The following is a 26,518-nucleotide window of genomic DNA, read 5'->3' on the forward strand; positions in this document are numbered from 1 at the left end:
TGGTTATGGCTATTTTGTCCATTGGATTTGCTTGTTTCGATCAGTTTTTCTTTCTCAATGAATGGCCCCAGGAGAATACCAAAAACTTTTGTCATGATTTTATTGAAAGCGGCGGCGGTCCGGCGGCCAATGCGGCCTGGCTGCTGGGATTATGGGGCGAGGAGGTTTATTACATTGGTCATCTGCAGCAGGACCTTTACGGTCAGCGCATTATCGATGAGTTTGCCGAGGCGGGGGTGGATACCAGCCAGGTGGTTTTCTCCGATGACATGATCACCCCGCTGGCCTCGGTGCTGGTCAATCGCTTAACGGGTTCGCGGACAATTATTACCCGCAAGATGCAAACGCCGCCTTCCCTGACCTACGAGCAAAAGCTCAAACTGGACGACCTCGCCGAGCGACTGATTGCCAGCGAGGAGCCGGTTACCATTTTAATTGACGGCCATGAGGCGGAAATCAGTGAATATTTAATTAAGAAACTGCCCAACGCCAGGGTCGTGATGGACGGCGGGTCACTGCGCGCCAGCAATATTAAACTGGCGGCCTGGACTGACTATTTTGTAGTGAGCGAACATTTCGCCCGCGATTATATGAGCTATCGCTCGCTGAGCACCGAAGCAGAAATTAAAGCGGCCCTGATTGAGTTGAATAAAATTTGCCGCGGTGAAGCATTTATTACCCTTGGCGAAAAAGGCTGCGCTTTTTTAAAAAGCGGTATGCTGCAGATCGTCCCGTCCTGGCTGTGCAATGCCGTTGATACCACCGGCGCCGGGGATGTATTTCACGGCGCCTTCACCTATGGCGTCCATTACTCATGGCATATCGATAACATTATTTTATTTGCCAGCCTGACCGCCGCCATTTCTATTGAGAAAAAAGGGGTTCGGGAATCGATGCCGGACCTGGCGGTCGTCCACCACTCGTTAAATAGCTACGAGAGAAACTTAACGCAATATTTTGAAGAATAACTGCATTTAATAAATATCAAGAGGTGAATATGTTAGTGTCGATGAAGGACATGCTTCAGCATGCCCTGCGGGACGGCTACGCCGTCGGTCAGTTCAACATTAATAATCTGGAATGGGTCGGCGCCGTATTAAGCACCGCCCAGCAGTGCCGCTCACCGGTTATTTTGGGGGTGTCCGGCGGCACGGTTAAGCATATGCTCGGGTTAAAATGTATTCATGACATCGTGGTTAACGCCATGGAGTATTTGCATATTGATGTTCCGGTGGCGCTGCATCTGGATCATGGCACCTCCCGGGAGGCCTGCGAAGCGGCGATCGCCGCCGGCTTCAGTTCCATTATGTTCGATGGCTCGCATCTGCCGTTCAGGGAAAACCTGGCCATTACCCGCCACCTGGTGACGCTGGCGCACAGCAAAGGTATCTCTGTGGAGGCCGAACTGGGGACCATCGCCGGCAGTGAAGACGGCATTGTCAATTCCGAAGTCATCTACGCCGATCCGCAGGAGTGCTACACCCTGGTGACAGAAACCCAGGTGGATTGCCTCGCCGCCGCGCTGGGCTCCACCCATGGTCTGTATAAAGGTAAAGCCCGACTGGGATTTACCGAGATGAAAGCCATTGCCGAGCAGGTGAAGGTTCCGCTGGTGCTGCATGGCGGCACCGGTATTGCCGATGAGGATATGCGCCGGGCGATTGCCTGCGGCACCGCCAAGATTAACGTTAATACCGAAAATATGTACGCCTGGTGCCAACAGGTGAAAGCAATTTTCGCCGCCGACACCGGGCACGATGTGAACGATCCGCGGAAAGTCATCGCCCAGGGACTGCAGCCGGTACGCGAGATGATTGCCCGCCGCATGGCGCTCTTTGGCTCAGAGCAGCGCTATTGACGCCGGGCCTGCGGCTGAAACCACCGCCCCGACGCTGCCGGGGCGGTGGTTTCAGGTATCAAAAAGCAAAGCAGGAACAGCCCAGCACGCCCCAGAAGGCCTGCTCGTCAGAGACCGGAATCGACGACTTACGCGCAATATCATGCTGATGGCCGTGGACGCCACAGCTACCGCAGCACTGGTGCATCTGCACCATGGCGCCGATTTTAGCCGTCGCCGGCGGAGCGGAACGGTAATGGCCCGGGACCTTCACCACCGGCGACCACTCCGGCAGCACCGGGATCGGCGGCGGCGCCAGCGGCGAGAAGTGACCAGCGGCGTACACCACTTTGCCGTCAACCACCGTCAGCACCGACTCAATGCCTTTGATCTCCTCTTCCGCGACGCTGAAGTAGTCTTTCGACAGCACCACCAGATCGGCAAGCTGACCGGCGGCCAGACGGCCTTTCTTGCCCTGCTCGCTGGAGAACCAGGCGCTGCCCGCCGTCCACAGCTCCAGCGCGACATCGCGCGGCAGGCGGTTGGCGTCGTCATACATCGCCATCCCGCCAACGGTGCGCCCGGAGACCAGCCAGTACAGCGCGGTCCATGGGTTATAGCTGGCGACGCGGGTCGCATCGGTGCCCAGCCCCACCGGCACGTCCAGCGCCAGCATCTTTGCTACCGGCGGGGTATGTTTCACCGCCTCTTTGCCGTAGCGATCGACAAAATATTCGCCCTGGAAGGCCATCCGATGCTGCACCGCAATACCGCCCCCCAGCGCCTTCACCCGCTCAATGTTACGCTCGGTAATGGTCTCGGCATGATCGAAGAACCAGTGCAGGCCATTAAACGGGATATCGCGGTTCACCTTCTCAAACACGTCCAGCATCCGGCTGATGGACTCATCGTAGGTGGCATGCAGGCGGAACGGCCAGCGATGCTCCACCAGATGGCGTACCACCCGCTCCAGCTCATCCTCCATGCCTTGCGGCAGATCCGGCCGCGGCTGCAGGAAATCTTCAAAATCCGCCGCCGAAAATACCAGCATCTCGCCGGCGCCGTTGGCGCGATAGAAGTCAGTCCCCTGCCCCGGCTTCAGCATGTCGGTCCAGCGTTCGAAATCCTCCAGCTCCTGCTTCGGCCGCTGAGTAAACAGGTTGTAGGCGATGCGCACGGTCATCTGATCTTTCGCGTGCAGCTGTTCGATAATTTCGTAATCTTCCGGATAGTTCTGGAAGCCGCCGCCGGCGTCGATGGCGCTGGTCAGCCCCAGTCGGTTCAGCTCGCGCATAAATTGACGGGTGGAGTTCACCTGCAGATCCAGCGGCAGCTTCGGCCCCTTGGCCAGCGTAGCGTAAAGGATCATGGCGTTCGGTTTGGCGATCAGCATCCCGGTCGGGTTGCCGTGGCTATCGCGGACGATCTCGCCGCCCGCCGGATCCGGCGTCTCTTTGGTATATCCCACGGCTTTCAGCGCCGCACGGTTCAACAGCGCGCGATCGTAGAGATGGAGCACAAACACCGGCGTATCAGGCGCCGCCTCGTTCAGCTCTTCCAGGGTCGGCATCCGCCGCTCGGCGAACTGAAATTCGCTCCAGCCGCCGACCACCCGCACCCACTGCGGGGACGGCGTGCGATCCGCCTGATCCTTCAGCATTCGCAGGGCATCCGCCAGCGAGGGGACGCCCTCCCAGCGGAGCTCAAGGTTGTAGTTCAACCCACCGCGGATCAGGTGCAGGTGAGAATCGTTGAGGCCCGGGATCACCGTATGCCCTTTGAGATCGACGATTTGCGTCCCCTCGGCGGCAAAGCTCATGATCCGATCGTGACTTCCGGTGGCAACAATTTTTCCGTCGGCGATGGCCACGGCTTCCGCCAGGGGATTCGCACGATCGAGAGTATGAATCTGACCGTGGGTCAGAATCAGTGTGGCAGTTTGCGACATAACGTACTCCTTGAGGAGGCTGACTCAGTTTTTCTTCAACCAGCCAGCAAACAGGCGGGTCACGATGGGCATCCAGAACCAGACCACCAGCGCAACCACACAAGCATCATTGATGAGGTGCAGCAGCAGGCTCCCCTTAAGCGACGGCAGCAGCATGCCGGTCACCGCAGGCACCAGGTTGGTGCTGGGGAAAATCACCAGCAGGGTGATCAGAAACTGTTTCCAGCGCCGCGGCTGGCGTACGTTCACCGTCGGCGGGGTAAACCAGAAGGCCGGTTCAGTCCGCACCTCAGTCCGATCGCCTTCCGTCAGCAGTGGGGCAATCTCAGCCACCAGTTGCCGACGGGTTTCCGACTGCGTCCAGGCGTAGAGGTGCTCCAGGGTATCGAAGCGGATTATGACGCTCCACAGATTCTGCCCTGCGGCGGGCCGGATCACATTCGCCCCAAGATGGCCGGGAAATTCTGCCGCAATGGGCATAATTTTACCGAGCCACTCTTCGTCGCGCTGGCTGTGTTGCGGATCGAGCAGATGGCTGATAACCAGGGTCACCGATTTTTGCTGCGCCATGACGAGTTCCTTGCTTCAGGGAAATGGCCGGTTTTCTCCTGCCACTCTCCATAAATGATCTGACACAACATCCTTCATGCTGCGTTGAAGCGGCAGGCGGGCACGTCCCCGTGAACTTGAATAAATTCAGTAGCTGGGGACGGACAAACGCAGCCAACAACGCAGCAGCCTGAAGGATGGAGTGATTTACGCTTTACGCTCCGGCGCGCCATGCACCATGGTATAAGCGTAATCCACGCCCATCCCGTAGGCGCCGCTGTGTTCGCGCACCAGGTCCATTACCGCATCGTAGGTCGCTTTGCGCGACCAGTCGCGCTGGTACTCCAGCAGCACCTGCTGCCAGGTCACCGGCACCGCCCCCGCCTGCACCATCCGGTCAATAGACCGCTCATGGGCGTCGACAGAGGTGCCGCCGGAGGTATCCGTCACTACATAGACCTCGTAGCCCGCCTCCAGCGCCATCAACGCCGGGAAAGTCAGGCAGACTTCGGTCCACAGAGCGGAGATCACCAGCTTTTTACGGCCGGTCGCTTTCACCGCTGCCACAAACGCATCGTCTTCCCAGGAGTTCATGGAGGTACGTTCAATCGGCTTGACGTCAGGATGCACGGCCAATAATTCCGGCCAGATATAGCCGCTAAAGCTTTTGGTCTCTACGGAGGTATAAATCACCGGTACATTAAAAATTTTGCCCGCTTTCGCCAGCGCCACGGTGTTATTTTTCAGGGTTTGGCGATCGATATTCGCCACGCCAAAGGACATTTGCGGCTGATGGTCAATAAAGATAAGCGCGGAATTAGTGGGATCGAGCAGTTCACGAATAGACATTAAATACCTTCTCAATCAATTAGTTAAAAAGATGACATGATGGTTAATGCGTCGTGTGGATCCTGACTGATAAAGCATGGTGAGTATAGCCAGTTATTTCTAACAAGTTATTAAGGATTTTTTATGGTTTATATTTTTTGCCGCGACCAGGATTTATTCACGCCTGTTTTAATCAAATTTTTACGCCAAACTGTTCTGATTTATTCACTGGCTTTGATTATTGCGCTTAGGTACAACAGAGAAAACAAATTAATGGATAGCTTCATATGCGCGTAAACTTTGATGTTTTGATGATCCTTGATGCCCTTGACCGCCACGGATCCTTCGCCACCGCCGCGGAGTCGCTGTATAAAACCCCCGCCGCTCTGAGCTATATGATCCAGAAGCTGGAGAGCGATCTGAACATCGTGCTGTTGGATCGTTCCGGCCATCGGGCAAAATTTACCGATACCGGGCGGCTGATGCTGGAGAAGGGGCGACAGCTTTTAAGTGCCGCCAGAGATCTGGAAAAGCAGGCCCAGCAGCTGAGCGCGGGCTGGGAGCGAGAGCTAGCCATCGCCCTTGACGCCTCATTTCCCTTTTCGGCCCTGCTGCCGCTGATCGCCGAGTTTTACGCGCAAAACCCACAGACGCGACTGAACTTCAGCCATCACACCCTCGCCGGTTCGTGGGAAGAGCTGACCCATCATGGGGCGGATATTATCCTCGGCGCCATCAATGAGCCGCCCACCTCCGCGGAGTGGTCATGGCAAACCCTCGGCGCGTTGGATAACATCTTCGTCGTCGCCCCCCATCACCCGCTGGCTCAGGCGAAGGAGCCACTGGCCAATAAACAGCTCAGCCAGCATCGGGCCATCGTGATCCGCGACAGCGCCCGCTATTGCCATCCGCTCAACAGCAATCTCCTCGACGAGCAGCCGCAAATCGGCGTCGATGATTTCGCCAGTAAAGTCGAACTATTGTGCGCCGGGCTGGGCTGCGGCTTTCTGCCGCGCCATATCGCTCGCCCGTGGCTGGTAAAAGGCAGTCTGGTGGAGAAGAGCGTCGCCTGCTGGCGGGAAAAGGATATTACCTATATGGCCTGGCGCAGCGGGAATGATGGGCTGGCTCAGCGCTGGTGGCGGGAGGCGCTCCTCCGCGGCGACCTGCTGAGCCAGCTCTACCATTAACGGCCGGACCAGACGTTGGCGGAGATGGCCGGGAGGGTCAGCACCCCGTCCTGGAAGGCGCCGGCGCCCTCCTGCAGCGTCCACCCGGCCACGTTCAGCAGCGGGGAATCTTCGATAACCACCTCGCAGGCTTCCCCGCGGTTAATCGCCACCAGCACCCGCTGCTGTTTGTAGACGCGGACAAACACCACCACGTTATCCTCGGCGTAAATCACCTGACAGCCGCCGTAGCGCAGCGCCTGGTGGGCCTTACGCAGTTTCGCCATCCGCTGATACAACGCCAGCAGCTGGGTATCCTGCAGCGCCGGATCCCACGGGAACGGTTTGCGGCAGAACGGATCGTTATTGCCATCCACGCCCACCTCGTCGCCATAGTAGATGCACGGTACCCCCGGCCAGCTGAACAGCCACACCACCGCCAGCGGCAGGCGCGCTACGTCTTTGCCAAGAAGAGATTTAAAACGCGCCGTATCATGGCTGTCGAGCTGGTTGAACATCCGCAGCTGCTGCTGATGCGACAGCCCGGCGCGATAATTATCCATCCACGCCATACAGGTCTGGGCGTCTATTTTCTGCGGATCGTAAGAGATATCGGTATTGGCGAGGAATCCCCAGATCGGGAAGGTGAAGCCACGATAGTTCATCGCCGCGTCTTCGGCATCCGCCTGCAGCCACTGGCGCGCGTCGCCAAAATGTTCGCCAAAGACAAAAGCTTCCGGCTGCGCTTGCTTCGCTGCCTGGGTAATGCCGGCGATATGCTGCAGGTTATTCCGCGCCCCGCCGCCTTCGCCCAGCATATGCACCACGTCAAGACGCCAGCCGTCCATGCTCCATGGCGCCTTCAGCCAGTGGCGTACGATACTGTCTTCACCGGCATAGATCTCGTTGACCAGGCTGGTCGACCGATAGTCGAGCTTCGGCAGACTGGCATAGCCCAGCCAGTTGTGCGCCTGCCCCTCCTCTGAGAAGGTAAACCAGTCGCGCCACGGGGAGTCCGGATCGTGGCCGGCGCCGCCGCTGCCCTGCTGGTGACGGTCGAACCAGGGATGGGAATCGCCGGTATGGTTGAACACGCCGTCGAGGATCATGCGCATTCCCGCCCGCTGGGTGTTGTGGCGCAGCCGGAGCAGCGCCGCGTCGCCGCCAAACTGCGGATCGACGCGCCGATAATCCTCGGTATCGTATTTATGCACGCTGGGGGCGGCGAAAACCGGGTTCAGATACAGAGCTGTTACGCCGAGCTGCTTCAGGTAGGGAAGTTTTTCGCTGATGCCGTCGAGATCCCCGCCGTAGAACGTCGACCCGCCCGCCTCGCCGGTAAGCGGGTCGTCCCACGCCTTGCGCACAATCTCCCGTCCCGCCGCGTGATGGTAATAGACCGCATCCTGGTCGGCGTCACGCGCGGCGCTGCGGGCAAAGCGATCGGGGAAAATTTGATAGAACACCTGATCGGCCACCCACTGCGGGCCGGCGTCCGGCAGGTCAATGGCGAACTGCTCCAGTCGGGCCGGCGGGAATCGGGTGAAGCCTCGTGGCGTAAACCAGCGCTGATGGTCGGCCCACAGCAGCTTAAAGCTGTAGCGGCGGCGCGGCTGGCCGCTGGCGAGAGAGATTTCGCCGCGCCATGCCACCACGCCTGGCTGCGGCGCCTGGCGGAGCCGCTGCATCGGCAGCGACAGCTCTTCGTTATCCTCTTCCGCGCGCAGCGTGATCCGCTGCGGCAGCGACTCACCGCTTAACCACAGAGTAATAAACAGTCGGTCCTGTTGCACCTTGATAAAGGGTGCAACCGGAAGGTGCCATGCCTTCAACATCGTGAATCCTCATTGTGCAGAATGGGCACACCTTGCCATAGCCGCCGGGCGCAGAACTCATCATCTCAGAACTTTTTGGGGGAGGATAACGGGGGAGGACGCGGGACCGCAAGCCGCCCCGGCCGCGCGATGCTGACCGGGGCGATGTCGATTACTGAGCCTGCGCCAGGCGGCGCTCACGGCGGGTCTTAAAAACCCAGCCGAGCAGCAACAGCGCAATCCACGCCATACCGACGTACAGCGAGATGCGGGTGTCCGGATGATAGCCGATAAGGGCGATAATAAAGGCCAGGAACAGCAGGCCGATCACCGTGGTCACCACCCCGCCAGGGACTTTGAATTTCAGCGCCTTAACCTCTTCGGGCGACAGACGGCGGCGGAAGGCTATCTGTGACAGCAGGATCATAATCCACACCCACACCGTGGCGAAGGTGGCCAGGGAGGCGATCACCAGGAAAACGTTCTCCGGCATGATGTAATTTAGGTATACCGCAAACAGCAGCGCAATGGTCATCACCATCACCGTCACCCACGGAATACCGCGACGCGACGTTTTAGCGAACACCTTCGGCGCGCTGCCCTGCTCAGCCATGCCGTGCAGCATACGGCCCACGCCGAACACGTCGGAGTTAATCGCCGACAGCGAAGCCGTCAGGACCACGAAGTTAAGAATACTGGCCGCGAAGGTAATGCCCAGATGCTGGAAGGTCAGGACGAAGGGGCTGCCGTCGGTTCCCACCTGATTCCACGGGTAGATGGACATAATGACGAACAGCGTGCCGACGTAGAACACCAGAATGCGCATCGGCACCGAGTTGATGGCGCGCGGAATGGATTTCTCCGGGTCCTTCGCCTCACCGGCGGTAATGCCGATGATTTCGATGCCGCCGTAAGCGAACATCACCATCTGCAGCGACATCACCATTCCCAGCCAGCCGTTGCTGAAGAAGCCGCCGTTGCTCCACAGGTTATGAATCCCCGTCGGCTGGCCGCCGTTGCCGATCCCCCAGATAATGATGCCGAACCCGGCGAGGATCATGATGATAATGGTGGCCACTTTGAAGAACGAGAACCAGAACTCCAGCTCGCCAAACACCTTGACGCTCATCAGGTTGACGGCGCAGATGATCAGCACCACGCTGAGCACCCAGATCCAGTGCGGCACCGTCGGGAACCAGACGCCCATGTAGATGCCGAAGGCGGTAACGTCGGCGATGGCGACGATCAGGATTTCAAAGCAGTAGGTCCAGCCGGTGATATAGCCCGCTAGCCCGCCGAGGTTTTCCTGGGCATAGCGGGAGAATGAGCTGGCGGCAGGGTTATGCACCGACATCTCACCGAGCGCCCGCATAATGATATATGCCGCGACGCCGCCGATAATGTAGGCCAACAGTACGCTGGGTCCGGCCATTTTAATGGCGTCGGCCGAGCCGTAAAAAAGCCCGGTGCCGATGGCGGAACCCAGGGCCATAAAGCGAATGTGCCGGGTGCTTAGCCCGCGCTTAAGCTTGTTACTACTTTCCATCGTGGTTTTTCAATGCCGTTTAACACAAAAAATAAAAAACCACGGAACCCGAAGTCCCGTGGTTAAACGCTTGTCCTCACCGCCGGTTAATGCGCGCTGGAAGTCACCTGACGTCCGGCTGCGCGATCCCAGATCACCGCGAGAATGGTCATCACGGCGGTGGGCATCAGCCAGGCCAGGCCCTGCTCCGCCAGCGGCAGACGCGCGGTCCAGTCCGGCAGAATCGCGGCAAATGCCGATGACTTAATCCCGTCAATGATACCAAACATCAGGCTGATAAACATGGCCGGCGCGATAACGCGGGACGAATTATGCCACCAACTGCGGGTAAAGCTTAATACAACCAGTGCGATACACGGCGGATAGATAGCGGTCAGCACCGGAATCGATACCTGGATCAGATGGCTAAGGCCCAAATTGGAGACCGCCATGGAGAACAGGCCGAGAACAAAGACCAGCGTGCGATAGGAGAACGGCAGATACTGGGCAAAGAACTCAGCGCAGGCGCAGGTCAGGCCCACCGCCGTCACCAGGCAAGCGATGAAGATCAGCGCCGCCAGCAGGAAACTGCCCGCCCCACCGAAGGTGTGCTGCACGTAGGCATGGAGGATCGCCGCGCCGTTGGCGGACTGATCCACGAGAGTAGCGCTGTCAGAGCCCAGACGGAACAGCGCCAGATACAGCAGGGTCAGGCCGACGCCCGCCATCAGGCCAGCCCAGACGGTATAACGGGTCAACAGACGCGCTTCGCTGACGCCGCGTGAGCGAGCGGCATTAACAATCACGATGCCGAACACCATCGCGCCGAGGGTATCCATGGTCAGGTAGCCGTTGACGAAGCCATTGGAGAATGGCGCCGTACGATACGCTTCCAGCGCGTCGCTGATCGGGCCCGCTGGCCAGATGATGGCGGCGACCGCCAGCACAATCAGGGCGATAATTTTCAGCGGCGCAAGGAAATTGCCCACGGTGTCCAGCAGTTTGCCCGGATAGAGGGAGACCAGAATCACCAGCGCGAAGTAAATAACGCTGTAGATCAGCAGCGGCAGCGGGCCGTCGCCGGTCAGCGGCGCAATACCGACCTCAAAGGAGACGGTCGCGGTACGCGGCGTCGCGAACAGCGGTCCTACCGCGAGATAGCACACCACCGCCAGCAGGATACCGGCCACTTTACCAATCGGGGTGCTCAGGCTTTCAACGCCGCCGCCGACTTTCGCCAGCGCCACCACCGTCAGCACCGGCAGACCCACCGCAGTGATCAGGAAGCCGATCGCCGCCGTCCAGACGTGCTCGCCCGCCTGTAAGCCAACCATCGGAGGGAAAATAATGTTGCCTGCGCCAACGAACAACGCGAAGGTCATAAAGCCCAACGCTATGATGTCGCGAGATTTTAACTGATGGGTCATAAATTCATTACTGCCTGTGGATGTGGTGTTGTAAAAAAATGGAAAAATACCGCGCTCCCCTCTCAGGGACGATACAGCGGCCATTGCCGGTAAACTCAGCGAGATATGCTCCCGAAGCGGCGTGGGAAAGAATTGTTTTTGGTATTACCACGCAAAAGCAGTCTGTCATCGACTGCGCAGGCGCAATTTAAACGCTTATAACGTTTTAAAGCAAGGCACGATCGCAAAAGCAGATGATTATGCTGGTTATGTCTTTCACACCAGAATCATTTACCATATTGATAGAAAACCCGTGGCTTATCATGCGAACAAAAAAGCAGCGCGCGCTCATTAAATAGGCGAGAAAAAACGACTGCCAATGAAAATGACCAGCTGAAGCTGGTCATTGGCAAGATAAACTGACAGCGCGTCGATCAGGCGTCATTTTTGGCAATTAATCGTTCCGGGAGCAGGAAGCTAAAGCGGGTTCCCTTGCCCACCGTGCTGTCGATTTCCAGCCGGCTGTCATGATGGTTAACCGCGTGTTTGACGATCGCCAGTCCCAGGCCACTGCCCCCCGTTTGCCGGGAACGGGCTTTATCCACCCGATAAAAACGCTCGGTCAGACGGGGAATATGCTCCGGCGCAATGCCTGGCCCGTTATCCTCGACGCTGAACAGCGCTCCCTGCGGGGTCCGCTGCCAGCTGACGCGAATTTCGGTCCCCGGCGGGGTGTGGTTCACCGCGTTATAGACCAGGTTGGAGATGGCGCTGCGCAGTTGCTCCTCATTACCCAGCACCTTGAGCTGCTCATCGACGGTGAAGATCAGCGTCTGTTTCTCCTGGCTGAGAGTTTGCGCCTCGCGCTCCACCACCCGCAGCATCATCGGCACGTCGATGCGATCATTCATCGCCAGCGCCGGCGCGGCTTCAATACGCGACAGCGTCAGCAGCTGCTTCACCAGACCTTCCATACGCTGAGTTTGCTCCCGCATGGTGTGCAGGGCTTTTTCTCGGGTCGCCCCCTCCAGCACCTGCTCCTGCATCATCTCCAGATAGCCCTGCAGCACCGTCAGTGGGGTGCGCAACTCATGGCTGACGTTGGCGAAAAAGTTCCGCCGCGCCCCTTCCAGCTGATGCATCTGCGTCACGTCGCGCGCCACCATCAGCCACTGCTTGTCGCTGTAGGGCATCACGCGAATTTCCAGATGACGGGCGTTATTCAGCACCAGATTGAGCGGCTTTGAAAAATCGCGCTGTTTCAGATAGTTGGCGAACTCAGGATAGCGCAGAAGGTTAAGAATGTTTTGGCCACTGTCGTCCGGCCAGCGCAGGTTTAGAATCTGCTGCGCCAGGCCATTACACCAGAAAATAGCCCCCTCTTCCGTGGTCAGGACGACCGCATCCGGTAACGATTCCGCCCCGCTGCGAAAGCGTTTAATCAGGCTTCCCAGCTCGCGCCGACGCTTTTTATTACGCATCTGCATCTGGTGCAGACCATACAGCAGCGGCTCCCAACTGCCGCGGCCAGGCGGAGGAGTCATGCTCCGGTCCACCCACAGCCACCACGACAGGCGCATCAAATTCCAGAAATGCCAGATCAGCAAACCGGTCACTGCCGCCAGTAAAAACCACGGCAGATGCCCCACAAACGCCCCCAGAATCAGGGCCGGAATACACGCTAAAAAGAGCTCCAGCGCCAGCCTTTTCCATGACAGCCGTTCCAGCACGGGTCACACTCCTGTCAAAATTCAGAAACGGGCGGAGAAACGATACCCCGTGCCGCGAACCGTTTGCACCATACGATCATGGCCACTGTGTTCCAGCGCTTTGCGCAGGCGGCGAATATGGACGTCCACCGTGCGGTCTTCCACATAAACGTTGGTCCCCCAGACGTGGTTCAGCAGCTGTTCGCGGCTGTACACCCGCTCCGGATGGGTCATAAAGAAGTGCAATAATTTAAATTCCGTCGGTCCCATATCCAGCGGACTGTCGCCGGTCATTACCCGGTGCGATGAAGGGTCGAGGCTCAGCCCCTGCATTTCGATCACCTCTTCCACCGCCATCGGTGAAATACGGCGCATCACCGCTTTGATTCGCGCCACCAGCTCTTTCGGAGAGAAAGGCTTGGTGATGTAGTCATCCGCGCCGGTTTCCAGGCCGCGAACGCGATCCTCTTCTTCTCCACGCGCGGTCAGCATCACTACCGGAATATCCCGCGTCATCGCCTCGCGCTTGAGCAGTTTAATAAACTGCAGCCCCGAACCGCCCGGCAGCATCCAGTCCAGGAGAATCAAATCAGGCCAGGGTTCATTGAGTTGATTCACCGCGCTGTCATAATCTTCCGCTTCGACAGGCTGAAAGCCATTTTGCTCCAGAACAAAGCAGACCATTTCGCGGATTGGAGCTTCATCTTCAACGACCAGAATTCTTCTCGCCATTATTTACCCTGTGTTTTTTAGCCATCAGTATAGAAGTGCGGCGTCATTATGCGTCACTTTTGTGACAGATTTATGAAAAAAATGACCGTCTGATGATCGGGTATTTTGAAGCACGACGCGGACTTACCCCTCACTAACAAGTGGTATACTGCCGCCCATGCTTTTTTCGCTAGGGAAGATTTATGCGCCTCCTTCACACCTCCGACTGGCACCTGGGCCAGAATTTTTACAGCAAAAGCCGCGCGGCCGAACACGACGCTTTTCTTACCTGGCTACTGGACCGCGCGCAGGAGCATGAAGTCGACGCCATTATCGTGGCTGGCGATATTTTTGATACCGGCTCGCCGCCGAGCTACGCCCGCGAACTGTATAACCGTTTCGTCGTCCAGTTGCAGCAGACCGGCTGTCGCCTGGTGGTGCTGGCGGGCAACCACGACTCGGTGGCGATGCTCAATGAATCCCGCGATATCCTCGCCTTCTTACACACCACCGTGGTGGCGAACGCCGGCTACGCGCCGATTGAGCTGCCGCTGCGCGACGGCACGCCGGGCGCCATCTTCTGTCCGGTGCCGTTTTTACGCCCGCGCGAGCTGGTGACCAGCCAGGCCGGTCACTCCGGTCGGGAAAAACAGCAGCTGCTGCTGCACGCCATCAGCGACTATTATCAGGAGCAGTATCAGCAGGCCTGCGCGCTGCGCGGCGATCGGCCGCTGCCCATCATTGCCAGCGGCCATCTGACCACCGTCGGCGCCAGCAAAAGCGATGCCGTCCGCGACATTTACATCGGCACACTGGATGCCTTTCCGGCGCAACACTTCCCCCCTGCCGACTACATTGCGCTGGGCCATATTCACCGGGCGCAGATGGTCGGCGGCTGCGAGCATATCCGCTACAGCGGCTCGCCGCTGCCGCTGAGCTTCGATGAAACCGGCAAAGCGAAATCGGTGCATCTGGTGAGCTTTAGCGAGGGGCGACTTAGCGCCGTGGAAACCCTGGAGGTGCCCGTGACCCAGCCTCTGGCGGTAATCAAAGGCGATCTGGCCGCCATCACCGCCCAGCTGGAGCAGTGGCGCGGCGTCGAGCAGGACCCGCCGGTGTGGCTGGATATCGAAATCACCACCGAGGACTATCTGCACGATATTCAACGGCATATTCAGGCGCTAACGGAGGATCTGCCGGTGGAAGTGCTGCTGGTGCGCCGCAGCCGCGAGCAGCGCGAGAAAATACTGCTCAACGCCCAGCGGGAGACGCTCAGTGAACTGAAGGTGGAGGAGGTATTCGAGCGCCGGCTGGCGCTGACCGAAATTGACGAGATGAAGCGCGCCCGGCTGCATGAGCTGTTCGCCCATACGGTGCATACGCTCACCGCGGAGGACGAAAACGCATGAAAATCCTCAGTCTGCGTCTGAAAAACCTCAACTCCCTGAAAGGGGAATGGAAGATAGACTTTACCGCCGAGCCGTTCGCCAGCAATGGCCTGTTCGCCATTACCGGCGCCACCGGGGCCGGGAAAACCACGCTGCTCGACGCCATTTGCCTGGCGCTCTATCATGAGACGCCGCGCCTGAATAAAGTCTCCCAGTCGCAAAACGACCTGATGACCCGCGATACCGCCGAGTGTCTGGCGGAAGTCGAGTTTGAAGTAAAAGGCATCGCCTACCGCGCTTTCTGGAGCCAGAACCGGGCCCGTAACCAGCCGGATGGCAATCTGCAGGCGCCCCGCGTCGAGCTGGCGCGCTGCGCTGACGGCAAAATCCTCGCCGATAAAGTCTCGGACAAGCTGGAGCAAACCGCGACGCTTACCGGCCTCGACTATGGCCGCTTCACCCGCTCGATGCTGCTTTCCCAGGGGCAATTTGCCGCCTTCCTGAACGCGAAGCCGAGCGATCGCGCGGAGCTGCTGGAGGAGCTGACCGGCACGGAAATCTACGGCCAGATTTCAGCCATGGTCTACGAACAGCACAAAGCCGCTCGCCATGCGCTGGAGAAGTTCGAAGCCCAGGCGGCGGGCATCGTCCTGTTGACGGAGGCCCAGCAGCAGGCGCTGCAGGAAAGTTTGCAGGTACTTACTGACGAAGAAAAAGCCCTGCTGGCCCAGCAGCAGAGCCAGCAGCAGCAGCTCCAGTGGCTGACCCGCCGCGACGAGCTGGCGCAGCAGCAGCAGCAGGCCGCCACCCGGCAGCAGCAGGCCCGCCAGGCGCTGGCGGACGCCGCCCCGGCGCTGGCGAAGCTTGAGCTGGCCCAGCCCGCCGCCCAACTGCGTCCCCTGTGGGAGCGCCAGCAGGAGCAGACGGCAGGCCTGGCGCAAACCCGGCAGCGGATCAGTGAAGTAAATGCTCGCTTACTTGCCAGCACGGCGCTGCGCACGCGCATCCGCCAGGGCGCCTTGCGCGCTCAGCAGCAGCGTCAGGCTGAACTGGCCGATCTGGCGCAGTGGCTGGCCGCCCATGAGCGTTTCCGCTTATGGGGTCAGGAGATCGCCGGCTGGCGAGCGCAATTCTCGCAACTGACGCGGGATAAACAACAGCTAACGGCTCAGAGCACCCGCCTGGCCGCGCTACGCCAGAAGCTGGCCACGCTGCCAGCCAGCCCTCTCACCCTGAGCGCGGATGACGTTGCCGCAGCGATAGAACAGCAAACCCAATCGCGGCCGCTGCGCCAGCGCCTGATCTCCCTGCATGAGCAGCATCAGCTGCTGCGCAAGCGTCTGCGCCAGAACGCCGAGAGCGTCCAGCAGGCGCAGGCGGAGCAGGTAAAACTTAACGCTACCCTGACGCTGCGCCGGGAACAATATAAAGACAAAAACCAGCACTATCTCGACCTGAAGGCGCTCTGCCAGCGGGAAGAAACGATTAAAGACCTGGAAAGCTACCGCGACCGGCTCGAGGCGGGTAAGCCCTGTCCGCTGTGCGGCGCCTGTGAACACCCGGCGATTGAACAATACGCCTCGTTGACGCTCACGGATAATCAGCGCCGCCGCGATGCGCTGGAAAAGGAGGTCGCCGCGCTGAAAGAAGAAGGCCTGCTGATCCTCGGGCAGGTCAAGGCCCTGACGCAACAGCTCCAGCGTGACACCGAAGCGGCCGGGCGGCTCGCAGAGGAAGAGCAAGCGCTTACTAAAGCGTGGCAGGAGACCTGCGCCTCTCTGCACATCGCGCGGGATATTGCGCAAGAGATAAACGACTGGATGCAGGAGCAGGAGCGCTACGAGCAGCAGCTCTATCAGCTCAGCCAGCGCCTGATGTTGCAGAGTCAGCTTAACGATCAGCAGGCGCTGGAGCGCCAGGCCGAGCAGCAGCTGGCGGCCTCGCGCCAGGGACTGGAGAGCGCCCTGCAGGCCCTGGCCCTGAGCCTGCCGGCAGAAGGGACAGAAGCCGCCTGGCTGCACGCTCGCGAAAGCGAATTTGCCCAGTGGCAGGCGCAACAGACCCAACATGATGCCATTCAGCAGCAAATCGCTGCTCTGCGGCCACTGCTGGAGACGCTGCCGACCAGCGACGAGACAGAGGTTGAAGCTGAGTCGGCCATCCCGGACAACTGGCGCGAAATCCACGAGGAATGCCTGTCGCTGCACAGCCAGCTTGTCGCCCAGCAGCAGCAGGAAACCCAGGAAAAGGCGCGTCTGGACCAGTCGCAGGCGCAATTCACCTCCGCCCTGGCCGCCAGCCGCTTTAGCGATCGGGAGGCGTTCCTCGCCGCGCTGCTGGATGACGAGACCGCCCAGCGGCTGACGCAGTTAAAACAGACGCTGGAGCAGCAGCTTCAGCAGGCGGCTGCGCTCTGCGAGCAGGCGACCCGGCAACATGAGGCGCACCTGGCGCTGCGTCCGCAAGGGGTGGACGCTGACGTCCCCACCCTGCAAACCCAGCTGCACGCCCTGGCCCAGCGGCTGCGGGATAACACTACCCGCCAGGGTGAGATCCGCCAGCAGCTCAGGCAGGACGCAGAGAGCCGTCAACAGCAGCAGGCGCTGGGGCAGCAGATTGCAGAGGCGGCGCAGCTGGCGGACGACTGGGGCTATCTCAATTCGCTGATCGGCTCCAGCACCGGCGACCGGTTCCGCAAATTCGCCCAGGGGCTGACGCTGGATAATCTGGTCTGGCTGGCAAACCAGCAGCTCAACCGCCTGCATGGCCGCTATCTGCTACAGCGCAAGGCCAGCGAGGCGCTGGAGCTGGAGGTTGTCGATACCTGGCAGGCCGACGCCGTGCGCGACACCCGCACCCTCTCCGGCGGCGAAAGTTTCCTCGTCAGCCTGGCGCTGGCCCTGGCGCTGTCAGACCTGGTGAGCCATAAGACACGGATTGACTCCCTGTTTCTTGATGAAGGCTTCGGCACCCTCGACAGCGAAACGCTGGACACGGCGCTGGACGCCCTGGATGCCCTTAACGCCAGCGGTAAGATTATCGGGGTGATCAGCCACGTGGAGGCGATGAAAGACCGCATTCCGGTGCAGATCAAAGTGAAGAAGATTAACGGCCTGGGCTATAGCCGGCTGGACAAAGCGTTTGCGGTGGAGTGAGGTCTGAATTATGGCGATGTCCCCGCACCCGGACCCTCTCCCGAGGGAGAGGGTCCGGGTGCGGGGAAGCGGTTCAGGTCCCCTGGAGCGGCCACAGCCAGGCCGCGCCGCGTACCCCGCTGGAGTCGCCGTGCATCGCTTTGCGGATCGGCGTTTCACACTCGCCGCCGAAGACCCACTGCTTCACCAGGTCCGGCACCGTCTGATACAGCCGTTCGACGTTGCTCATCCCGCCGCCCAGCACGATAACGTCCGGGTCGAGGATATTCACCACGTGGGCCAGCGATTTCGCCAGCCGCTGTTCATAGCGGCTCAGCGCCAGTTCAGCCTTTTCGTCACCTTCTCCCACCAGGCGCATAATCTCGCTGCCGGTTAACCCTTTGCCGCTCAGCCGCTGATAGTCGGTGGCGAAACCGGTGCCGGAGATAAAGGTTTCGATACACCCCTGTTTGCCGCAGTAGCAAGGGACTTCCGCACGGTAGCGCAGCTCATCGTCGTTCATCCACGGCAATGGGTTATGTCCCCATTCGCCAGCGTTACCATTGCCGCCGATATGCGCCCGCCCGTTGAGCGCCACCCCGGCGCCGCAGCCGGTGCCGATAATCACCGCGAATACCGTTTGCGCCCCCGCCGCCGCGCCGTCCACCGCTTCCGACACCGCCAGACAGTTGGCATCGTTAGCCAGCCGGACTTCCCGCTCAAGGCGCAGGCTGAGGTCCTTATCAAAGGGCTGGCCGTTGAGCCAGGTCGAGTTGGCGTTTTTCACCACCCCGGTATAAGGCGAAATTGAGCCAGGAATGCCCATCCCCACGGTACCCTGCTGTCCGGTCGCCTGCTCGGCCATCGCCACCAGGGTGGCGATGGTCTCGATGGTTTGCCGGTAGTCCTCCCGCGGCGTGGGTAACCGGTGGCGAAACAGCTGCTCTCCCTGGTCGCTCAGGGCTATCACTTCGGTTTTTGTTCCACCTAAATCAATACCAATACGCACGCTCAGCTCCTCACCCCGATTAACAATGCAAGCATAGCGACAATTCGCTATCATGCCCGCCTGATTTAACGACAAAGCCGTGGAAATTATCATGCTGTGGTTCAAAAATTTAATGGTTTACCGTCTCAGCCGCGATATCGAATTGCGCGCCGAGGAGATGGAAAAACAGCTGGCCGAGCTGACATTTACCCCTTGTGGCAGCCAGGATATGGCGAAAACCGGTTGGGTGTCGCCGATGGGATCGCACAGCGACGCGCTGACGCATACGGCAAACGGCCAGATCATTATCTGCGCGCGTAAAGAAGAGAAGATCCTGCCGTCGCCGGTGATTAAGCAGGCGCTGGAGGCAAAGATCCAGAAGCTGGAAGCCGATCAGGGCCGCAAGCTGAAGAAGACCGAGAAAGATTCCCTGAAAGATGAAGTGCTGCACTCGCTACTGCCGCGCGCCTTCAGCCGCTTCAGCCAGACAATGATGTGGATCGACACCGTCAACGGCCTGATCATGGTCGACTGCGCCAGCGCGAAGAAAGCGGAAGATACTCTGGCCCTGCTGCGTAAAACCCTCGGCTCGCTGCCGGTGGTGCCGCTGACCCTGGAGAATCCGATTGAGCTAACGCTGACCGAGTGGGTCCGCTCCGGCACCGTGGCGCAGGGCTTCCAGCTGCTGGACGAAGCCGAGCTGAAAGCGATGCTGGAAGATGGCGGCGTGATCCGCGCCAAGAAGCAGGATCTGGTTAGCGACGAAATCGCTGTACACATTGAGGCCGGGAAGGTCGTCACCAAGCTGGCGCTGGACTGGCAGCAGCGTATTCAGTTTGTGATCTGCGACGACGCGTCAATTAAGCGCCTCAAGTTCTGCGATGAACTGCGCGACCAAAACGAAGATATCGATCGGGAAGATTTCGCCCAGCGCTTTGACGCCGACTTTATCTTAATGACCGGCGAGCTGGCTGCCCTGATCCAAAGCCTGGTGGAAGGGCTCGGCGGCGAAGCGCAGCGCTAAGCGCCGCTTTCCTTCTTGCCGGGCAGGAAGGAAAAAACAACCCGGCGGCAGACGCCGGGCGTCACGCTGGCTTACAGATAGCGGCACAGATAAGAGGTTGGCTCAGCCACCTGCAGATGAAATTCGCTGTTGCCTGGCACATTGAAAACTTCGCCGGCAGCGTAAACTTTCCACTCAGTCTCACCCGGCAGCAGGACATTCAGCGCCCCGCTGACTACCGTCATCTCTTCCGGCTGCGCCGTACCAAAGGTGTATTCCCCTTCCGCCATCACGCCAACGCTGGCGCGACCGGTACTGCTGCTGGTGAAGCCAATGGATTTCACTTTTCCGTCAAAGTATTCATTGCTTTGAAGCATAAACAAGCCCTTCTGATCGTCGGTTAAAGGCTCAATATAGGGGGCGCTCCTTGCCCCTGTCACGCGAAATTAACACATTAGACCAATAGTTCTGCCGCCAGTCGGGAAACCAGCACATTCGACAGCAAAACCGGAACATCGAGGGCTTTTTGTAACACATCGCGATGATGCTGATAGTAACCGAGACAGTCGAGGACCAGCACGTCGGCGCCCTGCTCCAGCAGCGTTTTGCCGGCGGTTAATAGCTCGCTGTCGCTGCCGGTAAACGGATTGGCCAGCGCGTAGTATGGCGACTTTTCCAGCGAGAGCCACTTTTGCCGCTGCATGGGCATGATCTCTTCCACCGGCACGATCACCCCTACCTGGTGCCCATCGACGATCGATGCCACCAGCGGCGGGATGATCCGCTGCGGCTCGAGGAGGATCGCGTGGTGGGTGGTAAAACCGGTCAGCTGTTCGGAACTGAGCAGCAGGATCACATCATAATGTTGTCGATCCAGCATCGCGATCGCGCTGCGGACATCGCGTTCAATTTTCTGTCGCGACACCATCACCAACTGGTTATTACTGAGCAAGGTCAGGAGTCCTTTCTCGCCGTCACCTACGGCGTACTCGGCCATTACCTCGTCAGGCGTCATCTCGCCCAGCAGGCTGATGTGGGCGATCTGTTCTTCCCTGATATGTTCGGTCAGGAGCGGCAATACTCCCGCCAGCGGCACAACGCCGATGGTCAAAATTGCCATCGTTGCACTACTCATATCATGTACCTTTTCACAACCACTGCTTCAACACAGGCTTTCCACACACAGCATCCGCCCCCCTGGTGAGTAAAAATCAACCGTCGAGAAGCGTAGCAGCTCCACGCTGCGGTTGAATGTAAAGATTGCCGGGCGGCGGCGCCGTGCCTGAAAAATCCGTGTGTTAGATATTCATTAGTACGACTGATAAATAAAAAATGTGAGATACGCCCGATATTGCCAGCATGGCGGGCAATTCGGGCTCAGGGGATTACGACTTGTCAGGATCTTCATAACGCCGTTTGGCATCCACGGCTTCCTGCTCGGTAGGATGTTCGCTGATAAGCGAATCAGGCTCAGGATAATCCGCACGGAGCTGATACCAGGTCACCGTCTGACCCTGAGGACCTTTCTCTACCGCAACCACGCGCGCTTCTCTCGGATATGGGGGCCTGTTTGGCATAGTTCTTCCTTCTTCTGGTAGCAGAACTATTAAGTATAGGCGCCCCTCGCCGCCTTAATGTAAGTAAATTCTTAACTTACCGGGGTTGCCGTCGCGCTGCATAGCATGGACATAATCTGCTCCACCACCCGATCCGGCGAGGCCGTGGCATCCACAATATGGTGGGCAGCGTCCCGGTATAACGCTTCGCGCTGCGCCAGCACCTCGCCCACTTCCTCGCGCACCGGTTTTCCGGTCAGCGTCGGCCGCTGTTCGGCTTTCGGGTAGGCTTCCAGACGGTCAATCAGCGCCGACACCGAGGCCTGCAGATAAATCACCACGCCATTCTCCCGCATAAACTGACGGTTACCTTCCGCCAGCACAATGCCGCCGCCGGTGGCGATTACCGTATTCGGCAGGGTCACGGCCTTCAGCGACAGGGTCTCCAGTTCGCGAAAACGCGCCCACCCTTCCGCCTGCACGATCTCAGCCACCGTCCGCTGCTCATGGGCCTGTAGCCGATGATCGGTATCGGAGAACTGAAAATGCCGCGCTCGCGCCAGCGCATGGCCGACGGTGGTTTTACCGCAGCCGCGTGGCCCAATAAGAAAGATAGGCTGTGTCATAACCGAAGACCCCCTGGTTCCGTCTGTCGCAAAAAATGAAAACGAAAGCACGTATTATCGCTGTCTGTCCCGCAATGCATACGTAAAGAAAAAATTACACAACTTCTTTACACCCCATTACCACGGTGAGAAGAGGGGCTATTAATGTAAACTTATCATTGCATTTAGTGTTTAACCAGCTTTACTTTCCGCTTGGCGTTATTTTTTATCCACCGCTGGCGTAAACGGTAACACATTTATGCATAGCTTTACGAAGCAACATATTTACAACATCATGTTTCAGAAGCACCCTGATGCCTATTCGACAGTGTGACAGAGGAATGTAACATGCAATCTGAAGAACAACGCCTTATGGATGGACTGTTTTCCCGGCTGAAAGAGGCTGAGGCGCACAGCGCATCGCGCGATGCCAGCGCCGAGGAGCGGATTGCCCAACACGTGAGCGCGCAGCCGGCGGCCCCCTACTATATGGCGCAAACCATTCTTATCCAGGAAGCCGCGATTAAACAGCTTAACGATCGCATCCAGGCGCTGGAGAGTCAGGTCAGCCAACTGCAGGCGGCAAAGCCCAGCAGCGGCGGCTTCCTCTCCGGCCTGTTTGGCGGTGGCGGCTCGTCACGCGGTTCTGACCCTATCCCGGGCGCGGAGCAATATGGTCGCCCGCAGGCCAGCGCTCAGCCGCAGTATACGCCACCACCGCAGCAGAACTATGCCCCGCAGGCTGCCGCACGCGGCGGCGGCTTTATGGCGGGCGCGCTGCAAACGGCCGCTGGCGTGGCAGGCGGCGTGGTGCTGGGCAATATGCTGACCAATATGTTCAGCGGCTCGCACCCGCAGGAGATAGTCAATATCATCGAAGAGAAGCCGCAGCCTGATGCCGCCTCCGCGCAGGACAGCATCGCGCAGGACACCACCGCAGGTGACGATCCGTTCCGCCAGGGAGACGATCAGTTCCTTGCCGACAATACCTGGAACGACGACTTCGACGCCGGCTTTGGCGACGATGATTTTGGCAGCGATGACGATAGCTGGGTTTAACCCTGGCGACGCTTAACCGCCAGCAACCACTTCTCCAGCTCGGCGGCAAACTGTTGCCGATCGCGCTGCGATAAACTATCCGGGCCGCCGGTCTGAACGCCGCTGGCCCGTAATGTCTCCATAAAATCCCGCATCGTCAGCCGCTCGCGGATCGTCGCCTCGCTGTAACGTTCCCCGCGCGGATTCAGCGCCGCCCCGCCCTTCGCCAGCACCTCCGCCGCCAGCGGGATGTCGGCGGTGATCACTAAATCTCCCGCCGCGCACTGGCGAACGATTTCGTTATCCGCCACGTCAAAACCCTGCTCAACCCGCAGGGTGCGGATGAAACGCGACGGCGGCACGCGCAGCGGCTGGTTCGCCACCAGCGTCAGCGGAGTCTGGGTCCGCTCTGCCGCGCGGAACAAAATCTCTTTAATCACGTTCGGACACGCGTCCGCATCCACCCAAATGGCCATGCCAGCTCCTGGTACCTGCAATAAGTGACGCCAATGTTACCTGCTTTTCTCCCCCAGGAAAGCGCCAGGATGGTAAGCTAATCAGATCGTAACGAAAAAAGCAGAGGGGAATGGTGATGGATAAGAAAATTGGCTTTATCGGCTGCGGCAATATGGGTAAGGCCATTCTGGGCGGGCTGATCGCCAGCGGTCAGGTACAGCCGGGACAAATCTGGGTCTACACCCCGTCGCCGGACAAGGTTGCAGCTCTGCGCGACCAGTATGGCATCAACGCCGCCAGCAGCGCCCAGGAAGTGGCGCAGATTGCCGATATCGTCTTCGGCGCGGTTAAACCAGGGATCATGACCAAAGTGCTGGGCGATATCGCCTCCAGCCTGAATAAAGAGTCGCTGGTGGTCTCTATCGCCGCCGGCGTTACGCTTGAGCAGCTGGCGCGCGCCCTTGGCCACGATCGCAAAATCATTCGCGCGATGCCGAATACGCCGTCGCTGGTTAACGCCGGTATGACCTCCGTCACGCCTAACGCCCTGGTGAGCAGCGAAGATGTTGCCGAAGTGCTGACTATTTTCCGTTGCTTTGGCCAGGCGGAGCAAATTGCCGAGCCGATGATCCATCCGGTGGTGGGGGTAAGCGGTTCGGCGCCGGCCTATGTCTTTATGTTTATCGAAGCGATGGCTGATGCCGCCGTCCTCGGCGGAATGCCGCGCGCTCAGGCCTATAAATTCGCCGCCCAGGCGGTGATGGGCTCCGCCAAAATGGTGCTGGAGAGCGGAGAACACCCAGGGGCGCTGAAAGATATGGTCTGTTCCCCTGGCGGGACCACCATCGAAGCCGTGCGCGTGCTGGAAGAGAAAGGGTTCCGCTCGGCGGTAATCGAAGCCATCACCCAGTGTATGGAAAAATCAGAGAAACTGAGCCGCTCCTGAAGCTGAGCTGGCGGGCTTCAAGCCCTGAGAGGTTAAAGAACAAGGGAGCGCGAGCGCTCCCTTTTTTTCAGGCTTTCTTCAGGCAGCTACTCATGAAGGTACTGCGTTCATCGCCCTTCAGTGATTTCGCCGTGGCCGCTTTGCTGCAGTCGCTCATTTTCTGCTGCTGAGGGGTGAGCGCCTTTCCCTGCGAGGTCGTGGTCTCTTTTTTCAGACACTGGCTCATAAAGGTTTTGCGCTCCTCACCTTTCAGCATTTTGGCTGACGCTTGCTGATTGCAGTCCGTCATCCTTTGCTGCTGAGGAGTGGGCGTTTTTTCTGCCGCGCCAACCGCGCTGATAAAGATCAAGCCAAACAGTAGGGTCATCAATAAAGTTATTTTCATCGCACCATCCTTCTGTGAGTGGAACGTTGTAAGTCTGGACGCAGATAGAAAAAAAACCAGCCGGTGACGCAATTTCGCCACCGGCAGCAACTTATTTGAGACTCAGGGCAGCTTTCATGGTCGTGAACAGGTCGGTCTGATCGGTCAGGCCGACGACGTTAGCCGCATGCGGACCGTAGGCCGCAATGCGCAGTTGGGTGCCGGTGTGCTCCATCGACTCTTCCTCAGAGTTGCCGTAGCTCATCACCATCACCGCGCCATCGTGCGTGTTCAGAGCCTGGGTCAGCCCCGGGGCTTTGCTATCCGCCGGGATGATCTGGCTGGCATGCGCATGGTCGGCGGTGACGATCACCAGGGTATTACCGTCTTTTCGCGCGAATTCCAGCGCCTTCTGCACCGCTTCGTCAAGATCAACCGTTTCGCCGATCTGGCCGCACGGATTCGCCGCATGGTCCTGCTTATCGATGGAAGCGCCTTCGACTTGCAGGAAGAAACCTTTCTCGTTGCGACTGAGCAGGTCAATCGCTTTCTCCGTCATCTGCGCCAGCGTCGGCACCGAGGCGTCACGCTTCGGGTTTGGCGTACAGGTCACCGGCGGCTTATCGATATTACCGTGATAAGACGCCTTCGGCCCTTCCCAGCGTACCGGCATATTGCCATCGGCAAAGAGTCCCAGCAGCGGTTTATCCTGACTGGCTTCCGTCGCGGCGGCAAGAGAAGCCGCGTCGGTCACAATCTGGTAGCCGCGCGCTTGCGCCTGCTCGCGCAGGGTTTTGCCCTGCCACTCGCCCGCCGTCGCCGTTTCGGCAAAGGTCTTCGCGCCGCCGCCCAGGGTGACATCCGGTCGGGCGTTCAGCAGCTGTTCGGTAATGGAGCCTTTGCCCCCTTTTTCCAGCGCATTGCTAGGGCATTTTTCGCTGGTAACCGTCGGGCCGTAGCATTTACGCGATGTCACATGCGCTACCAACGCCGCGGGGGTGGCGTCCTGCAGCTCGGCGGTGGAAACGTTGCCGGTAGCCAGCCCCGCCGCTTTCGCCAGCTCAAGGATGGTCTGATGCGCATTCTCATGAATATCGACGCCCAGCGCGCCGTTATAAGTCTTCACGCCGGTGGTCCAGGCGGTGGCGGAGGCCGCCGAGTCGGTCACGTAGTCCGGTTTCCCGGTTTTTTTATCCAGCGAATAATGCGTGTACTGCCCGGTTAACGGCAGAGCATCAATTCCTTTAAAGAAACCGCCCGCCCCCTCGGCATAGTTTCGCGCAGCGGTAATTTCCGAATCACCCATGCCATCGCCAATCAGCAAAATAACGTTTTTAGCTGGCTTATTGATTAACGAGGCGCGCAGCGCTTCGGTTTGATCGCCTGTTAAACGATGCGCGCCGCCAGGAGTGGTGATATCTCCCTGCGCAGCGCGATTTTCCAGAACCGGCGCAGCAGTAGTTTCTGCATGAATAACCGGCGAGCCCAGTAGAGGAATCAGGGCAATAAACAGGGCGCTTAATTTCACTTTTGTCATCTCCATG

Annotated in this window: 24 protein-coding genes; 8 read left to right on the plus strand and 16 right to left on the minus strand. The window is 59.0% G+C overall.

Going from position 1 to position 26,518, the window contains the following annotated elements:
- Positions 1 to 5: 5 nt before the first annotated feature.
- Entirely contained in the window at positions 6 to 968 is a 963-nt protein-coding gene (locus tag ACR809_RS19790) for a carbohydrate kinase family protein (protein ID WP_002890372.1), read from the plus strand.
- A gap of 35 nt (positions 969 to 1,003) precedes the next feature.
- Complete coding sequence (gene fba / locus ACR809_RS19795; protein ID WP_004218830.1) at positions 1,004 to 1,858, plus strand: class II fructose-1,6-bisphosphate aldolase; 855 nt, start codon at positions 1,004 to 1,006, stop codon at positions 1,856 to 1,858.
- A 58-nt stretch (positions 1,859 to 1,916) separates the two neighbouring features.
- Here the strand turns inward: fba and ACR809_RS19800 are convergent, their stop codons facing one another.
- The 3 genes from ACR809_RS19800 to ACR809_RS19810 all read right to left on the minus strand — a co-directional run bounded on the left by ACR809_RS19800 (position 1,917) and on the right by ACR809_RS19810 (position 5,183).
- A complete protein-coding gene (locus ACR809_RS19800) occupies positions 1,917 to 3,785 on the minus strand; it encodes an amidohydrolase (RefSeq protein ID WP_002890368.1) in 1,869 nt (622 codons plus the stop codon).
- 24 nt (positions 3,786 to 3,809) lie between these two features.
- Positions 3,810 to 4,355 (minus strand): antibiotic biosynthesis monooxygenase, encoded by a 546-nt coding sequence (locus tag ACR809_RS19805; protein ID WP_122051523.1) that lies wholly within the window; start codon positions 4,353 to 4,355, stop codon positions 3,810 to 3,812.
- 186 nt (positions 4,356 to 4,541) lie between these two features.
- The gene (locus tag ACR809_RS19810) at positions 4,542 to 5,183 is read right to left on the minus strand and encodes a hydrolase (RefSeq protein WP_002890357.1); all 642 of its coding nucleotides are present in this window, start codon (positions 5,181 to 5,183) and stop codon (positions 4,542 to 4,544) included.
- Positions 5,184 to 5,449: 266 nt separating this feature from the next.
- On the opposite strand from ACR809_RS19810, the gene ACR809_RS19815 reads away from it, so the two are divergent.
- Positions 5,450 to 6,352, plus strand: coding sequence for a LysR substrate-binding domain-containing protein (locus ACR809_RS19815; protein ID WP_002890353.1), 903 nt, complete (start codon positions 5,450 to 5,452; stop codon positions 6,350 to 6,352).
- On the opposite strand, the gene malZ is transcribed toward ACR809_RS19815, so the two are convergent.
- From malZ to phoB, 5 genes are all read right to left on the minus strand, one after another.
- A complete protein-coding gene (malZ, locus tag ACR809_RS19820; protein ID WP_122051524.1) occupies positions 6,349 to 8,166 on the minus strand; it encodes a maltodextrin glucosidase in 1,818 nt (605 codons plus the stop codon). The two genes, ACR809_RS19815 and malZ, sit on opposite strands and share 4 nt — an antisense overlap.
- A gap of 151 nt (positions 8,167 to 8,317) precedes the next feature.
- A complete protein-coding gene (gene proY / locus ACR809_RS19825) occupies positions 8,318 to 9,691 on the minus strand; it encodes a proline-specific permease ProY (RefSeq protein ID WP_002890348.1) in 1,374 nt (457 codons plus the stop codon).
- Between the two features lie 86 nt (positions 9,692 to 9,777).
- The gene (gene brnQ, locus ACR809_RS19830; protein WP_004144627.1) at positions 9,778 to 11,097 is read right to left on the minus strand and encodes a branched-chain amino acid transporter carrier protein BrnQ; all 1,320 of its coding nucleotides are present in this window, start codon (positions 11,095 to 11,097) and stop codon (positions 9,778 to 9,780) included.
- A 413-nt stretch (positions 11,098 to 11,510) separates the two neighbouring features.
- Positions 11,511 to 12,806, minus strand: coding sequence for a phosphate regulon sensor histidine kinase PhoR (phoR, locus tag ACR809_RS19835; RefSeq protein WP_002890344.1), 1,296 nt, complete (start codon positions 12,804 to 12,806; stop codon positions 11,511 to 11,513).
- Between the two features lie 21 nt (positions 12,807 to 12,827).
- Positions 12,828 to 13,517: a phosphate response regulator transcription factor PhoB gene (gene phoB / locus ACR809_RS19840; RefSeq protein WP_002890343.1), complete on the minus strand. Its 690-nt coding sequence runs from the start codon at positions 13,515 to 13,517 to the stop codon at positions 12,828 to 12,830.
- Positions 13,518 to 13,699: 182 nt separating this feature from the next.
- Here phoB and sbcD point away from each other — a divergent pair, with 182 nt between their 5' ends.
- Together sbcD and sbcC are read left to right on the plus strand one after the other, a co-directional pair.
- On the plus strand, positions 13,700 to 14,905 hold the full coding sequence (sbcD, locus tag ACR809_RS19845) for an exonuclease subunit SbcD (RefSeq protein ID WP_023284724.1): 1,206 nt from the start codon (positions 13,700 to 13,702) through the stop codon (positions 14,903 to 14,905).
- A complete protein-coding gene (gene sbcC, locus ACR809_RS19850; RefSeq protein WP_122051525.1) occupies positions 14,902 to 18,039 on the plus strand; it encodes an exonuclease subunit SbcC in 3,138 nt (1,045 codons plus the stop codon). Before sbcD ends, sbcC begins: the two co-directional genes overlap by 4 nt.
- A gap of 73 nt (positions 18,040 to 18,112) precedes the next feature.
- Here the strand turns inward: sbcC and mak are convergent, their stop codons facing one another.
- Complete coding sequence (gene mak, locus ACR809_RS19855; protein ID WP_002890286.1) at positions 18,113 to 19,027, minus strand: fructokinase; 915 nt, start codon at positions 19,025 to 19,027, stop codon at positions 18,113 to 18,115.
- Between the two features lie 91 nt (positions 19,028 to 19,118).
- On the opposite strand from mak, the gene rdgC reads away from it, so the two are divergent.
- Entirely contained in the window at positions 19,119 to 20,030 is a 912-nt protein-coding gene (rdgC, locus tag ACR809_RS19860; RefSeq protein ID WP_002890285.1) for a recombination-associated protein RdgC, read from the plus strand.
- A gap of 71 nt (positions 20,031 to 20,101) precedes the next feature.
- Here the strand turns inward: rdgC and ppnP are convergent, their stop codons facing one another.
- The 4 genes from ppnP to aroL form a co-directional block, all read right to left on the minus strand.
- Positions 20,102 to 20,386, minus strand: coding sequence for a pyrimidine/purine nucleoside phosphorylase (gene ppnP, locus ACR809_RS19865; protein ID WP_002890284.1), 285 nt, complete (start codon positions 20,384 to 20,386; stop codon positions 20,102 to 20,104).
- A 77-nt stretch (positions 20,387 to 20,463) separates the two neighbouring features.
- Positions 20,464 to 21,144 (minus strand): AroM family protein, encoded by a 681-nt coding sequence (locus ACR809_RS19870; protein WP_004144619.1) that lies wholly within the window; start codon positions 21,142 to 21,144, stop codon positions 20,464 to 20,466.
- A 250-nt stretch (positions 21,145 to 21,394) separates the two neighbouring features.
- The gene (locus ACR809_RS19875; protein WP_002890278.1) at positions 21,395 to 21,586 is read right to left on the minus strand and encodes a YaiA family protein; all 192 of its coding nucleotides are present in this window, start codon (positions 21,584 to 21,586) and stop codon (positions 21,395 to 21,397) included.
- A gap of 71 nt (positions 21,587 to 21,657) precedes the next feature.
- Entirely contained in the window at positions 21,658 to 22,191 is a 534-nt protein-coding gene (aroL, locus tag ACR809_RS19880) for a shikimate kinase AroL (protein WP_002890276.1), read from the minus strand.
- Positions 22,192 to 22,518: 327 nt separating this feature from the next.
- Here aroL and ACR809_RS19885 point away from each other — a divergent pair, with 327 nt between their 5' ends.
- Positions 22,519 to 23,229 (plus strand): DUF2076 domain-containing protein, encoded by a 711-nt coding sequence (locus ACR809_RS19885; protein ID WP_122051526.1) that lies wholly within the window; start codon positions 22,519 to 22,521, stop codon positions 23,227 to 23,229.
- Here the strand turns inward: ACR809_RS19885 and ACR809_RS19890 are convergent.
- Positions 23,226 to 23,684 carry a YaiI/YqxD family protein gene (locus ACR809_RS19890; protein WP_002890230.1) on the minus strand — a complete coding sequence of 153 codons (459 nt, stop codon included), beginning with the start codon at positions 23,682 to 23,684 and terminating at the stop codon, positions 23,226 to 23,228. The genes ACR809_RS19885 and ACR809_RS19890 overlap by 4 nt on opposite strands.
- A gap of 116 nt (positions 23,685 to 23,800) precedes the next feature.
- Between ACR809_RS19890 and proC the strand changes: the two genes are divergently transcribed.
- Positions 23,801 to 24,610: a pyrroline-5-carboxylate reductase gene (gene proC, locus ACR809_RS19895; protein WP_002890227.1), complete on the plus strand. Its 810-nt coding sequence runs from the start codon at positions 23,801 to 23,803 to the stop codon at positions 24,608 to 24,610.
- Positions 24,611 to 24,677: 67 nt separating this feature from the next.
- On the opposite strand, the gene ACR809_RS19900 is transcribed toward proC, so the two are convergent.
- Positions 24,678 to 24,995, minus strand: a complete 318-nt coding sequence (locus tag ACR809_RS19900) for a PsiF family protein (protein ID WP_002890225.1) — start codon at positions 24,993 to 24,995, stop codon at positions 24,678 to 24,680.
- 91 nt (positions 24,996 to 25,086) lie between these two features.
- Entirely contained in the window at positions 25,087 to 26,517 is a 1,431-nt protein-coding gene (phoA, locus tag ACR809_RS19905; protein WP_004222931.1) for an alkaline phosphatase, read from the minus strand.
- Between the last annotated feature and the right edge of the window lies 1 nt (position 26,518).

Source organism: Klebsiella sp. CD33 (genome assembly GCF_051992865.1).
GTDB classification, from domain to species: Bacteria; Pseudomonadota; Gammaproteobacteria; order Enterobacterales; family Enterobacteriaceae; genus Klebsiella; species Klebsiella pneumoniae.

Excerpts from the sequence above, each read along its gene's own strand:
- ACR809_RS19790 (WP_002890372.1), top strand. The coding sequence starts at position 6 with ATGGCTATTTTGTCCATTGGATTTGCTTGTTTCGATCAGTTTTTCTTT.
- ACR809_RS19800 (WP_002890368.1), bottom strand. The coding sequence starts at position 3,785 with ATGTCGCAAACTGCCACACTGATTCTGACCCACGGTCAGATTCATACT.
- ACR809_RS19805 (WP_122051523.1), bottom strand. The coding sequence starts at position 4,355 with ATGGCGCAGCAAAAATCGGTGACCCTGGTTATCAGCCATCTGCTCGAT.
- ACR809_RS19810 (WP_002890357.1), bottom strand. The coding sequence starts at position 5,183 with ATGTCTATTCGTGAACTGCTCGATCCCACTAATTCCGCGCTTATCTTT.
- ACR809_RS19815 (WP_002890353.1), top strand. The coding sequence starts at position 5,450 with ATGCGCGTAAACTTTGATGTTTTGATGATCCTTGATGCCCTTGACCGC.
- malZ (WP_122051524.1), bottom strand. The coding sequence starts at position 8,166 with ATGTTGAAGGCATGGCACCTTCCGGTTGCACCCTTTATCAAGGTGCAA.
- proY (WP_002890348.1), bottom strand. The coding sequence starts at position 9,691 with ATGGAAAGTAGTAACAAGCTTAAGCGCGGGCTAAGCACCCGGCACATT.
- brnQ (WP_004144627.1), bottom strand. The coding sequence starts at position 11,097 with ATGACCCATCAGTTAAAATCTCGCGACATCATAGCGTTGGGCTTTATG.
- phoB (WP_002890343.1), bottom strand. The coding sequence starts at position 13,517 with ATGGCGAGAAGAATTCTGGTCGTTGAAGATGAAGCTCCAATCCGCGAA.
- sbcD (WP_023284724.1), top strand. The coding sequence starts at position 13,700 with ATGCGCCTCCTTCACACCTCCGACTGGCACCTGGGCCAGAATTTTTAC.
- sbcC (WP_122051525.1), top strand. The coding sequence starts at position 14,902 with ATGAAAATCCTCAGTCTGCGTCTGAAAAACCTCAACTCCCTGAAAGGG.
- rdgC (WP_002890285.1), top strand. The coding sequence starts at position 19,119 with ATGCTGTGGTTCAAAAATTTAATGGTTTACCGTCTCAGCCGCGATATC.
- ppnP (WP_002890284.1), bottom strand. The coding sequence starts at position 20,386 with ATGCTTCAAAGCAATGAATACTTTGACGGAAAAGTGAAATCCATTGGC.
- ACR809_RS19870 (WP_004144619.1), bottom strand. The coding sequence starts at position 21,144 with ATGAGTAGTGCAACGATGGCAATTTTGACCATCGGCGTTGTGCCGCTG.
- ACR809_RS19875 (WP_002890278.1), bottom strand. The coding sequence starts at position 21,586 with ATGCCAAACAGGCCCCCATATCCGAGAGAAGCGCGCGTGGTTGCGGTA.
- aroL (WP_002890276.1), bottom strand. The coding sequence starts at position 22,191 with ATGACACAGCCTATCTTTCTTATTGGGCCACGCGGCTGCGGTAAAACC.
- ACR809_RS19885 (WP_122051526.1), top strand. The coding sequence starts at position 22,519 with ATGCAATCTGAAGAACAACGCCTTATGGATGGACTGTTTTCCCGGCTG.
- ACR809_RS19890 (WP_002890230.1), bottom strand. The coding sequence starts at position 23,684 with ATGGCCATTTGGGTGGATGCGGACGCGTGTCCGAACGTGATTAAAGAG.
- proC (WP_002890227.1), top strand. The coding sequence starts at position 23,801 with ATGGATAAGAAAATTGGCTTTATCGGCTGCGGCAATATGGGTAAGGCC.
- ACR809_RS19900 (WP_002890225.1), bottom strand. The coding sequence starts at position 24,995 with ATGAAAATAACTTTATTGATGACCCTACTGTTTGGCTTGATCTTTATC.
- phoA (WP_004222931.1), bottom strand. The coding sequence starts at position 26,517 with ATGGAGATGACAAAAGTGAAATTAAGCGCCCTGTTTATTGCCCTGATT.